Below are 11,239 nucleotides of genomic sequence, written 5' to 3'. Positions count from 1 at the left end.
TATCAGGGGAAACGGGTCGGGACGGGGCGTGGATCACCCTCGATCCAAACCATTCCCTTCATCCTGAGGTGCGGAGCGAAGCGAAGCCTCGAAGGAGGGCTCCAGGGATCGCGCGGTCTCTGGAGCCCTCCTTCGAGGCCCGCTGACGCGGGCACCTCAGGATGAGGGTGCGAGTGGGAGATAGAGGGCGTCGGTCCTCGTTTTCAGCTATGGATCGGCGCGTCGTGCCGATGGAACGCCTTGAGCCGGCGATAGACCGCCGTGTCGTAGTTCTCCGGGGTCTCGGCCTCGCCGGTGAGCCAGCGGAACAGGTCGCGGTCGGGCACCTCGATCAGCGCCTCGAACTCGGTCAGTTCCTCGTCCGAAAGGCCGCCGATCTCGGCATCGGCGAAGCGGCCCATGATCAGGTCCATCTCGCGGATGCCGCGGTGCCACGCGCGAAACAGCGTGCGGCGGCGGCGCGGGTCGAGGTCGGCGCTGGTTCGGGTGGTGCCGGACATGGGCTTTCCCCTGATGATCCTGAACCCGCATGTAGAGGGGCCTGGGGCTGCGGGCAAACGGCTTCACGGCATGGGGGAAGCCTCAGCCCGCACCTGCGGCGAAACGTAGTCCGCATCGTGCGCGAAGGGCAGCGGGGCGCCGGTGCGCAGGGCGTCGAGCACGCGCGAAAAGTCCGTCTCGCAGCGGAAGCCCAGGACCCGCTCGGCGCGCGAGGCGTCGTAGACCCGGCCGATGCGCGCCGGAAGCTGCCAGCCGTGCCGGGCGTAGAGGCCGGGCGCGTCGGGAAACAGCCGGGCGATCACGCCCGCCGCATCCTCCTTCAAAGCCCGCGCGTCCGCACGCGCGAAAGGCGTCGGGGCCGAGAGCACGAAGGTGTCGAAGCCGATCGCCGGCGTCCGCTCCAGCGCGACGACGTGGGCGCGGGCGGCATCCTCCACGGTGAGGCGGCGGTGCAGGAACTCGTTGGCCTTGCGGTTCTCGCCGGAGAGGTCGCGATGGGTGTCGTCCTCCTCGGGGAAGAAGCGGGCGATGCGCAGCACGAGGCAGGCGAGCCCGCGCTCCAGACGGAAGAGCCGGCAGAGATCCTCGGCGGCGCGCTTGGTCACGCCGTAGATGTTGCGCGGCGCGAGCGGCCCCGATTCCTCGTCGAGCCAGACCGCGTGGTCGGCGGTCTCGTCGCGGATCGCCTGCGAGATCATCAGCGAGGTGGTGGAGGTGAAGACGAAGCGGTCGTGTCCCGCTCGGACCGCCGCCTCCAGCAGGTTGAGCGTGCCGGTCACGTTCACGTCGATGAAGCCCTGCGCCGGATACCGGGCGATGTCCGGCTTGTGCAGGGCGCCGGCATGGATCACCGCCTCGATGCCGTGCGCGCCGAAGACTCGCGCGACCAGCCCGGTCTCGGCCACCGAGCCGAGCACCTGCGTCTCAGGCCCAGGTGCCACGTCGAGCCCGGTGACGGCGTGGCCCGCCGCGCGCAGTTGCGGGGCGAGGAACCGGCCGAGCCAGCCGGAGGAACCGGTGAGAAGCACGCGCATGATGCCATATGCGCAGATGTGGGCGACGGGGGAAGCGGGGTATACGGTGTCCGCGCAGCGCCACGCTCGAAAGGCCATCGAACCCGGTCACATGACCTCGGACACCAGCCAGACCCTCGGGCACCCTGCGGAGGCGGCCCCTCCCCGCTCCGGCGGGAACGACGCCCCCGGCCTTCGCCCCAGCATCCTCGACCCGCTCTTCGCCCCCGCCCGCGGCCTGCCCGGCGTCGGGCCGAAGATCGCGCCGCTGATCGAAAAGCTGCTCGGCTCCGAGGAGCGGCCGGCCCGCGTCGCCGACCTGCTGTTCCATCTGCCGCAGAGCGGCGTCGCCCGGCCGCTCTGCGGCTCGATCCGCGACGCGCCGACGGGGGAGCCCGTCACCCTCGGCGTCACCGTGGTGGCGCACCGGCCGCCGGCCCCCGGCAAGCGCGCCTTCCGGGTGCTGGTGGAGGACGGGACCGGCGACATCAGCCTCGTCTTCTTCGGCATGCCGCGGGGGCGCATCGAGAAGATGCTGCCGCTGGGCGCACACCGCTACGTCTCGGGCCGGATCGACCTGTGGGACGGCACCCGGCAGATGGTGCATCCCGCGCGCATCCTCGACGAACAGGGGCTCGCGGGCCTGCCCGCCGTCGAGCCGATCTACGGCGCGACCGAGGGGCTGACCTCGCGGGTGATCGGCAGGATCGTCCACGGGGCGCTCGACCGGCTTCCCGTGCTGCCCGAGTGGCAGGACGCGTCCTATCTCGCCCGCAATCGCTTCCCGCCCTTCGCCGAGGCCCTGCGCACCGAGCACCGCCCCGAGGAGGCGCCCCCTCCCCCGGTCGAGGGGCAGGCCCCGCCCGCGAGCCCGGCCCGGCGCCGGCTCGCCTACGACGAGCTGCTCGCCTCGCAGCTCGCCCTCGCCCTCGTGCGCGCCCGCCAGCGGCGGAAAGCCGGCCGGGTCAATGCCGGCGACGGGCACCTGAAGGCGCGGGTCGAGGCCGCCCTGCCCTTCGCTTTGACCGGCGCCCAGACGCGGGCGGTGGAGGAGATCCGTGCCGACATGGCCTCCGAGCGGCGGATGCTGCGCCTGCTCCAGGGCGATGTCGGCTCCGGCAAGACGGCGGTGGCGCTGCTCGCCATGGCCTCGGCGGTGGAGGCCGGGCGGCAGGCGGCGCTGATGGCGCCGACCGAGATTCTCGCAAGGCAGCACTACGAGCGGCTGGTGCCGCTGGCCGGCGCCCTGCGCCTGCGGCTGCTGACCGGCCGCGACCGCGCGGCCGAGCGCCGGGCGACGCTGGCGGATCTGGCGGCGGGCGCGATCGACATCGTGGTGGGCACCCACGCCCTGTTCCAGGAGGCGGTGGCGTTCCGCGATCTCGGCCTCGCGGTGGTGGACGAGCAGCACCGCTTCGGCGTGCACCAGCGCCTCGCGCTGGGCGCCAAGGGCGAGGCCGTCGACATCCTGGTGATGACCGCGACACCGATCCCGCGCACGCTCGCGCTGACCTTCTTCGGCGACATGGACGTCTCGGTGCTCGACGAGAAGCCGGCGGGGCGCCAGCCGATCAGGACCATCACCGTCCCCGTGGAGCGCATCGACGAGGTGGTGGAGGGCCTGCACCGGGCGCTTGCATCGGGCGACCGGGTCTACTGGATCTGCCCGCTGGTGGCCGAATCGGAATACGTCGATCTCGCCGCGGCGGCCGAACGCTTCGCGGATCTCAAGAAGCATCTCGGGGACGGGGTCGGTCTGATCCACGGCAGGATGCCGGGGCCGGAGAAGGATGCGGCGATGGAGGCGTTCGCCGCCGGCCGCATCCGCGTGCTCGTCTCCACGACGGTGGTGGAGGTCGGCGTCGACGTGCCGGAGGCCACCATCATGGTCATCGAGCATGCCGAGCGCTTCGGGCTGGCCCAGCTCCACCAGCTCCGCGGCCGGGTCGGGCGCGGCTCGAAGGCCTCGTCCTGCCTGCTGCTCTATCGCGGACCGCTCGGCCAGGTCGCCAAGGCGCGCCTGGAGATGATGCGCGGCAGCGAGGACGGCTTTCGCATCGCCGAGGAGGACCTGCGCCTGCGCGGCGAGGGCGAGGTGCTCGGCACCCGCCAGTCCGGCATGGCCGCCTTCCGCCTCGCCCGGCTGGAGAGCGACGGCGACCTGCTGGAGGCTGCCCGCGACGACGCCCGGCTGATCGTGGAGCGCGATCCCGGGCTCCGGAGCGAGCGCGGCCGGAGCTTGCGGGTGCTGCTCTACCTGTTCGAGCGCGAGGCGGCGATCCGGCTGATCGGAGCGGGCTGAACCCGAATCCGTTCGGAGTCACGGCAATCCGAACGGCGCGTTCAGGAACCCGAGGGTGGTGCAAAAAGGCGAGCGACTGCGGCAACGCTGCGCGGCGTCGCGACGATTTCGCATTTGGATCAATGGCTTATGGGCTTATGCTCGCGCTTCCGCTGAAGCTTGGTGCAGGCGGAAAATGTGAAATTACCTTGTATCTGCCCAAATTGCCCCTTAACTGGAGATGAACAAACGGCCTCGTAGACCGGGGTGCAACTGGAAAAAAGGAGGATCGCGATGTCGATCGCACCGTTCCAACGCCTGCCGGGTTCCTCCGAGAATTGGGGAGCCGACGCGCTCTGCGCCGAACCCTGGCTTATGCCGATCTCGGACAGCGCCCTGCGCGACGAGGCCACGACGGAGGCCCTGGTGAGCGCCGTGCGGCAATCCTCGCGCCGGTTCTGGATCGCGGCCAACGCGCTCTGCGCCGCCCTCGCCCTGCTGCTGAGCGCACAGATCGCGGTCGACTGGACGTCGCCGGTGTCCCGTCCCTCGACCGGGCATCAGGTCGCCGACGCGACGCCGCCGACCATCGCCGTCGAGAAGGCCTCGCTGCATCGCTGAGGCTCGTAAAACCTCGGGATCGTCCGAGTCTGTTTGACAGCGGTGATCCCATCTCGCCCCTTATCCTGAGGTGCCGCGTGAGCGGCCTCGAAGGGTGTTCCAGATCCCGGGCGATTCCTCGAGCACCCTTCGAGGCCTCCGCTGCGCTCCGGCACCTCAGGATTGAGGGTTCAGGATGGGAGTAGGGCTTTTCTCTCGCCTTGCCGTTGCCTGACGAAGACACGTTGGCCTGGTCAAACAGGCTCTCAGAGATCAGGGCGCGCCGGTTCCCGGCGCGCCTTTTCCGTTTCCGGGGCCGCTTCGCCCTCCTGCATCTGCGCGTTGCGCAAGGAGGCGGCCATGGCGTGGAGGCCCGCCCGCGGATCCTCCGGCTGGATCACGCCCGCCGACATCACGAGCTTGGCCGCGTCGTCGACGCTGATGGCGACCTCCACGATCTCCGCGCGCGGCAGGTAGAAGAAGAAGCCCGTGGTCGGGTTCGGCGCGCAGGGCAGGAACACGCCGACATAGTCCTTCGCGCCGCCTTCCTTCGCCTGGAGGACGCCCTGCACCTCGTTCGCCGCGGGGGCCGAGAGGAACACCACCGACCACGTCCCCTTCACCGGGAATTCCACGAGGCCGACGGTGCGGAACGAGGTGCCGTTGGCCGAGAACAGCGTCTCGAAGATCTGGCGCAGGCCGCGATAGAGCCCGGAGATGACGGGCGTGCGGGCGAGCAGCACCTCGCCGAACTCCACCACCGAGCGCCCGACCAGGTTGGCGGTGAGGAAGCCCAGCAGCGTCACCGCGACGAAGGCGATGACGAGGCCCAGGCCCGGAATCGAGAAGGGCAGGTAATGGTCCGGCAGGTAGCTCACCGGCACCAGAGGCTTCACCCAGCCGTCGATCAGGGCGATGAACCACCACGTGATGTAGATGGTGATCGCGAGCGGACCCGCGACGATGATGCCGGTGAGGAAGTAGGTCCGCAGCCGGCCGCGGGCGCTGACGCGCGTCTTGGACGGGGCGGGTTCCGGAGCGTCCGGGATCGGCGAGAGGGTCGGCGCCACGCATGCACCTCGGGAGGCGAAGAAGAGCGGGACGGCGGATTTTCATCCCGCTCTCCGGCGCAGAGACCTAGCCGCTGCGACCGGAGGGCTCAAGAGCGGCGGAGCGCCGGGCGGGGCCCGCAAGGATGAGTGGTGCGCGAGGCAACTTGATCGGGGCCTACGAAAACTTACCTCGACTCTGCCCGTAGCGGCTCAGTTCAAGGGAGAGGACGCGATGCACGTCACCATCGAGCAGGCGGACAAGGCCATCCAGGCCGCCCGCGCCAAGGCGGTCGAACTCGGCACGCAGATGTGCATCGCGGTCGTCGATTCCGGCGGCAACCTCAAGGCCTTCCATCGCATGGACGGCGCCTGGGTCGGCTCCATCGACATCGCCCAGAAGAAGGCCAGGACCTCCGTGTTCTTCGGCATGAAGACCGGCCAGATCGGCGCCCTCTCGCAGCCGGGCGGCTCGCTCTACGGCATCGAGCACTCGAACCAGGGGCTGATCACCTTCCCCGGCGGCATCCCGATCGTCGATGCGGACGGCGAGATGTCGGGGGCCATCGGTGTCAGCGGCTCCTCGGTGGAGAACGACGACGCGGTGGCGCTCGCCGGCGCCAGCGCGATCGGCGACACCGAGCTGCCCGACCACCCCTGGCGCACCTGATTCCTTCTTCGAGCCCATCGATCCGGCTTCCGGAGCCGGGTCGATGGGCCGAGCCGCAGCCTTCGCATTCAGTCCTGGCGAAGAACGGCCGTCCGAGAGCGAGGCCGGCGCTCCGGCCCACCTTTCACTCCACCGTGACCGACTTCGCCAGGTTGCGCGGCTGATCGACGTCTTTGCCCATGAAGACGGCGGTGTGGTAGGCGACGAGCTGGATCGGCACCGCGTAGACGATCGGCGCGACGACCGGATCCACGTCCGGCATGGTCAGCGTCGCCAGCGTGTCGAGCCCGGCCGCCGCCGCGCCCTTCGCGTCGCCGACGAGGATGATCTTCCCGCCGCGGGCCGCGACCTCCTGCATGTTCGAGACGGTCTTCTCGAAGATCGCGTCGTGAGGCGCGATGACGATCACCGGCACGCTCTCGTCGATCAGGGCGATCGGCCCGTGCTTGAGTTCGCCCGCCGCGTAGCCCTCGGCGTGGATGTAGCTGATTTCCTTGAGCTTCAGCGCGCCTTCGAGCGCCATCGGGTAGCTCGTGCCGCGCCCCAGATAGAGCACGTCGCGGGCCTTGGCGATCTCGCGGGCGAGCCCCTCGACCTCCGCTTCCATCTTCATCGCCTCCGCCATCAGGCCGGGGGCGGTGATGAGCGCGTCGACGATGGCGCGCTCGCGCGCCGCATCGATCGTGCCGCGGGCCCGGCCGGCGGCGAGCGCGAGGCAGAGCAGCACCGTGAGCTGGCAGGAGAAGGCTTTCGTGGACGCCACGCCGATCTCGGGGCCGGCGAAGGTCGGCATCACCACGGAGGATTCCCGGGCGATGGTCGAGGTCGGCACGTTGACCACCGCCAGCGTGTGCTGTCCCTGTGCCTTGGCGTAGCGCAGCGAGGCCAGGGTGTCGGCGGTCTCGCCCGATTGCGAGATGACGAGGGTCAGCCCGTCCCGCTCCAGCGGCGGCTCGCGGTAGCGGGTCTCGGAGGCGACGTCGATCTCCACCGGCAGCCGCGCCAGCGTCTCGAACCAGTACTTGGCCACCAGACCGGCATAGTAGGCGGTGCCGCAGGCGGTGATCGACAGCCGCGAGAGCCGGGCGAAGTCGAAGGGCAGCGCCTCGGACAGGACGACCTGGCCGCGCGCCATGTCGACGTAGTGCGCCAGCGTGCGGCCGACGACCTCCGGCTGCTCGTGGATCTCCTTCGCCATGAAGTGGCGGTGGTTGCCCTTGTCCACGAGGTAGGCCTGCGTCGCGATCTTTTGGCGCGGCCGGCGTACCACGGCACCGGCGATGTCCCGGATCTCGGCGCCGTCGCGGGTCAGGATCGCCCAGTCGCCCTCTTCGAGATAGGTGATCGCGTCGGTGAAGGGGGCGAGCGCCAGCGCGTCCGAGCCGAGATAGGTCTCGCCCTGTCCGAAGCCGATGGCCAGCGGCGCGCCGTGGCGGGCGCCGATCAGGAAGCCGTCCTCGCCCGAGAACAGGAAGGCCAGGGCGAAGGCGCCGCGCAGGCGCGGAAGCGCGGCTTCCACCGCCGCCACGGGGCCGAGCCCCTGCCCCATCAGGTGGCTGACGAGCTGGGCCACCACCTCGGTGTCGGTCTCGCTCTCGAAGCGCGCGCCCGTCGCCTCGAGTTCCGCCTTCAGCTCGCGAAAATTCTCGATGATGCCGTTGTGGACCACCGCCAGCCGCTCGGTGGCGTGCGGATGGGCGTTGGTCTCGGTCGGGCGCCCGTGCGTGGCCCAGCGGGTGTGGCCGATGCCGACGGCACCCGAGAGCGGCGACTGGACCAGCTTGAGCTGGAGGTTCGAGAGCTTGCCTTCCGCCCGGCGGCGGTCGAGCCGGCCGTGCTCCAGGGTGGCGACGCCGGCGGAATCGTAGCCGCGATATTCGAGCCGCCGCAGCGCCTCGATCATCGCCCCCGCGACCGGCTCACGCCCGACGATGCCTACGATTCCGCACATGGCCGATCCTGAAGCCGCCAGAGACACGCGCCCGACGCCCCATGACGGGACGCGCCCCGGGGCCGGCTCCCTGCCGTGCAGGGGCCGGACCTTGGGCTTGGCGCGAATCCGGGGGTTGTAAGGATTGGACCGCGATAAGGCCAGCGCCTCCGGCGTCGCTCAGCCGCGCTTCGCCTCGCGCGCCGCTTTGGCCGCCTTCAATGAATCGCGCAGGATCTTGGCCGCCCCCTCGCGGTTGGCCTGCCGCCCGCGCGCCACGGCGAGCGCGTCCGCGGGCACGTCGCGGGTGATCACCGAGCCGGCGCCGACCAGAGCGCCGGCGCCGACGCTCACCGGTGCCACCAGGGCCGCGTTCGAGCCGATGAAGGCGCCCGCGCCGATGGTCGTGCGGTGCTTCGACACGCCGTCGTAATTGCAGGTGATGGTGCCGGCGCCGATGTTGGCGCCCGCCCCCACCTCGGCATCGCCGAGATAGGTCAGGTGCGAGGCCTTGGCGCCCGCGTGCAGGGTCGCGTTCTTGATCTCGACGAAATTGCCGAGATGGACACCCGCTTCCAGCACCGCGCCGCCGCGCAGGCGCACGTGCGGGCCGATGTCGGCGCCCTGCATCAGCCGCGCGTCGTGCAGGTGCGAGAAGGCGCGGATGGTGCAGCCGTCGCCCACGACCACGCCGGGCCCGAACAGGCAATGGGGCTCGACGATCACGTCGCGGCCGAGCACGGTGTCGACGCTGAGGAACACCGTCTCGGGGGCGGTCAGCGTCGCACCGCCGAGCTGGGCCGCGCGGCGCAGGCGCGCCTGGATCGTCGCTTCCGCGATGCCGAGCTGGACGCGGTCGTTGACCCCTTGCGCTTCCGTCTCGGCCACCGGCACCACGGCGACGGGGAGCCCGTCGGCGGCGGCGAGCGCCACCGCGTCGGTGAGGTAATACTCGCGGTTGGCGTTGTCGTTGCCGATCCGCTCCAGCAGGCCGAGGGCGTGGGTGCCGGACAGCGCCATCAGCCCGGCATTGGACAGGCGGACCCGGCGCTCCTCCGCCGAGGCGTCCTTCTCCTCGCGGATCGCCAGGACGCGGCCGGCTTGCGTCAGCACCCGCCCGTAGCCGGTCGGATCGGCGGCCTCGAAGGCCAGCACCGCCACCGCCGCACCCTCGCGCAAGGGCGCGCGCAGCCGCGCATAGGTCTCGGCGGTGATCAGCGGCGTGTCGCCGAAGGCCACGATCACGTCCTGGCCGCCTTCCAGGGCGGCGCGGGCGGCGAGCACGGCGTGCGCCGTGCCGAGGCGCTCGGCTTGCGGGTGGACGCCGGCCCCCGGGGCCATCCGTTCGATCTCGCGGGCGACGTCCTCGCGGCCCGGCTCGACCACCACGGCGAGGCGGGAGGCGCCCGCCTCCTGCACCGCGGCGAGCACGTGGCCGAGCATGGAGCGGTTGGCGAGCGCGTGCAGCACCTTGGGCCGATCGGAGCGCATCCGCGTGCCCTTGCCGGCGGCCAGCACGATCGCCGTGAAGCCGTCCTTTTCCGACCCATCGTCCCTGCCCGCCATCATCGAACCCGTTCCCCGCCGCTCGGATCGCAGTCCGTTTAGCGGATCGGGCGGCGGACGCGAAGGCCGAACCGTTCGGGCAAGGGATCGGGCGGCCGGAGGGTGCGCGTCACCACGGGAAGGCCAGTGGGAAAGCTTTGTTCCCACCTTCGGGAAGGAAAGGTCGTGATGTGTCCATCAGATCATGAGAAAATCCATCGTTAGGCCAGGGTTGATGCAAAGGATCATTCGGAGATTATCTCATACGACATCCGGTTGATGACTTCGGCCTCTCCTGCGTCATCGCGAGGCGAAGCCGTGGCGATCCAGGGCGCGTCCTTTCCGGACCTGTCGCGCCCTGGATCGCTTCGCGGCCGCTCGCGATGACGGAGGGGGGCGAAACCCGAAGCGATCAATCGGAAACAGTATAACACTTGTGGGATTGTGGAAGAAATCCATCAAGTGGCGATGGCCTCCGTCCCTCCGGAGATGCGTTGCCAAGCGCCGTCGCGCTCCTTGCCGGAGCGGGACCGGGCCGCACCGCCCTCCCCCGAGGCAGGTTCGGTTCGTCCGTCACGCCGATGCCGAGCGGCGGCTCTATGATCGAACCATCCCGAAATCCTCGATGCCGGGCCCGATGCCGTGAGCGATCCGACCTATCCGCCCCTCGACGTGCTCAAGCCTGTCGCCTTCGGCCTGTGGATCGTGGACAGCGGGCCGATCCGCGCCGCCGGGCTGCCGCTGCCCGTGCGCATGAGCGTGGTGCGGCTCGGCAACGGCGCGGTCTGGCTCCACTCGCCGACGCGCTACGACGCGGACCTGCACCGCGCGATCGAGGCGCTGGGGCCGATCCGCCACCTCGTCGCGCCCAACGTCGCGCACTGGACCTATCTGAAGGAATGGCAGCGCCATTGCCCGCAGGCGCTGACCTGGGCGGCGCCGAACCTGCGTGGGCGCCGACAGGTCCGGCAAGCGGGGATCCGCCTCGATCGGGATCTCGCCGACGCGGCGCCGCCCGAATGGTCCGCCGACCTCACCCAGAGGGTCGTTCCCGGCGGCTTCGGCTTCCGGGAGGTCGCCTTCTTCCACGCCGCCTCGGCGACGCTGATCCTGACCGACCTCGTGCTGAACCTGGAACCGGAGAAGCTGCCGCTTCCGTTGCGCCCGTTCCTGCGGCTGGCCGGGGCGACGGTGCCGGACGGGCGGGCGCCGATCTACCTCCGCCTCGTCATACGCCTGCGGCGGCGCGACGCGGCCCGCGCCGCCGCGGCCCTCGTCGCCCTGGGACCGCAGCGGGTGGTGTTCAGCCACGGCGCCTGGTTCGACCGGAACGGCACGGCCGAACTGCGCCGCTCCCTGCGCTGGCTGCTCGGCTGAGGCGGGCCGCGCCTCCGCGCGGGCAACCGCCCTCCGTTATCGCGAGCGGTAGCGAAGCGATCCAGGGCGCGACAGGTCCGGAAAGGGCGCGCCCCGGATGGCCACGGCTTCGCCTCGCAAGGACGCAGGACAGGCCGAACGCATCGACCGGATGGCGTATCGGTCCCTTCGACGGCCCGATGCCCGGATTGCCCTGCGAGTCGTGTTCCGAGCGTGCTCCGCCCCATGGCGTGCGAGGGTTCCACGCCTATCCACAGGAATTCTCTCAGCTTG

9 protein-coding genes are annotated in these 11,239 nt (G+C 70.6%); 4 read left to right on the top strand and 5 right to left on the bottom strand.

Going from position 1 to position 11,239, the window contains the following annotated elements; all coding sequences use genetic code 11:
* Positions 1–203: 203 nt before the first annotated feature.
* Together PGN25_22035 and PGN25_22030 are read right to left on the bottom strand one after the other, a co-directional pair.
* A complete protein-coding gene (locus PGN25_22035) occupies positions 204–500 on the bottom strand; it encodes a succinate dehydrogenase assembly factor 2 (GenBank protein ID MEH3120183.1) in 297 nt (98 codons plus the stop codon).
* Between the two features lie 63 nt (positions 501–563).
* Positions 564–1,535: an NAD(P)-dependent oxidoreductase gene (locus PGN25_22030; protein MEH3120182.1), complete on the bottom strand. Its 972-nt coding sequence runs from the start codon at positions 1,533–1,535 to the stop codon at positions 564–566.
* 91 nt (positions 1,536–1,626) lie between these two features.
* Between PGN25_22030 and recG the strand changes: the two genes are divergently transcribed.
* Both recG and PGN25_22020 read left to right on the top strand, forming a co-directional pair.
* Positions 1,627–3,816 (top strand): ATP-dependent DNA helicase RecG, encoded by a 2,190-nt coding sequence (recG, locus tag PGN25_22025; protein ID MEH3120181.1) that lies wholly within the window; start codon positions 1,627–1,629, stop codon positions 3,814–3,816.
* Positions 3,817–4,089: 273 nt separating this feature from the next.
* Positions 4,090–4,416: a hypothetical protein gene (locus tag PGN25_22020; GenBank protein ID MEH3120180.1), complete on the top strand. Its 327-nt coding sequence runs from the start codon at positions 4,090–4,092 to the stop codon at positions 4,414–4,416.
* Positions 4,417–4,661: 245 nt separating this feature from the next.
* Here PGN25_22020 and PGN25_22015 read toward each other — a convergent pair whose 3' ends face one another.
* The gene (locus PGN25_22015) at positions 4,662–5,465 is read right to left on the bottom strand and encodes a DUF502 domain-containing protein (protein ID MEH3120179.1); all 804 of its coding nucleotides are present in this window, start codon (positions 5,463–5,465) and stop codon (positions 4,662–4,664) included.
* Between the two features lie 214 nt (positions 5,466–5,679).
* Between PGN25_22015 and PGN25_22010 the strand changes: the two genes are divergently transcribed.
* Positions 5,680–6,114 carry a heme-binding protein gene (locus tag PGN25_22010; GenBank protein MEH3120178.1) on the top strand — a complete coding sequence of 145 codons (435 nt, stop codon included), beginning with the start codon at positions 5,680–5,682 and terminating at the stop codon, positions 6,112–6,114.
* 124 nt (positions 6,115–6,238) lie between these two features.
* Here PGN25_22010 and glmS read toward each other — a convergent pair whose 3' ends face one another.
* Both glmS and glmU read right to left on the bottom strand, forming a co-directional pair.
* On the bottom strand, positions 6,239–8,065 hold the full coding sequence (gene glmS / locus PGN25_22005) for a glutamine--fructose-6-phosphate transaminase (isomerizing) (GenBank protein MEH3120177.1): 1,827 nt from the start codon (positions 8,063–8,065) through the stop codon (positions 6,239–6,241).
* Positions 8,066–8,224: 159 nt separating this feature from the next.
* A complete protein-coding gene (gene glmU / locus PGN25_22000) occupies positions 8,225–9,613 on the bottom strand; it encodes a bifunctional UDP-N-acetylglucosamine diphosphorylase/glucosamine-1-phosphate N-acetyltransferase GlmU (GenBank protein MEH3120176.1) in 1,389 nt (462 codons plus the stop codon).
* 618 nt (positions 9,614–10,231) lie between these two features.
* Here glmU and PGN25_21995 point away from each other — a divergent pair.
* On the top strand, positions 10,232–10,966 hold the full coding sequence (locus PGN25_21995) for a DUF4336 domain-containing protein (protein MEH3120175.1): 735 nt from the start codon (positions 10,232–10,234) through the stop codon (positions 10,964–10,966).
* The last annotated feature ends 273 nt before the right edge of the window (positions 10,967–11,239 follow it).

Origin of the sequence: Methylorubrum populi (genome assembly GCA_036946625.1) — a bacterium.
Lineage (GTDB): Bacteria > Pseudomonadota > Alphaproteobacteria > Rhizobiales > Beijerinckiaceae > Methylobacterium > Methylobacterium populi_C.
Note: the sequence above shows the minus strand (reverse complement) of the source record. Positions and strands in the feature narration are given on the sequence as shown.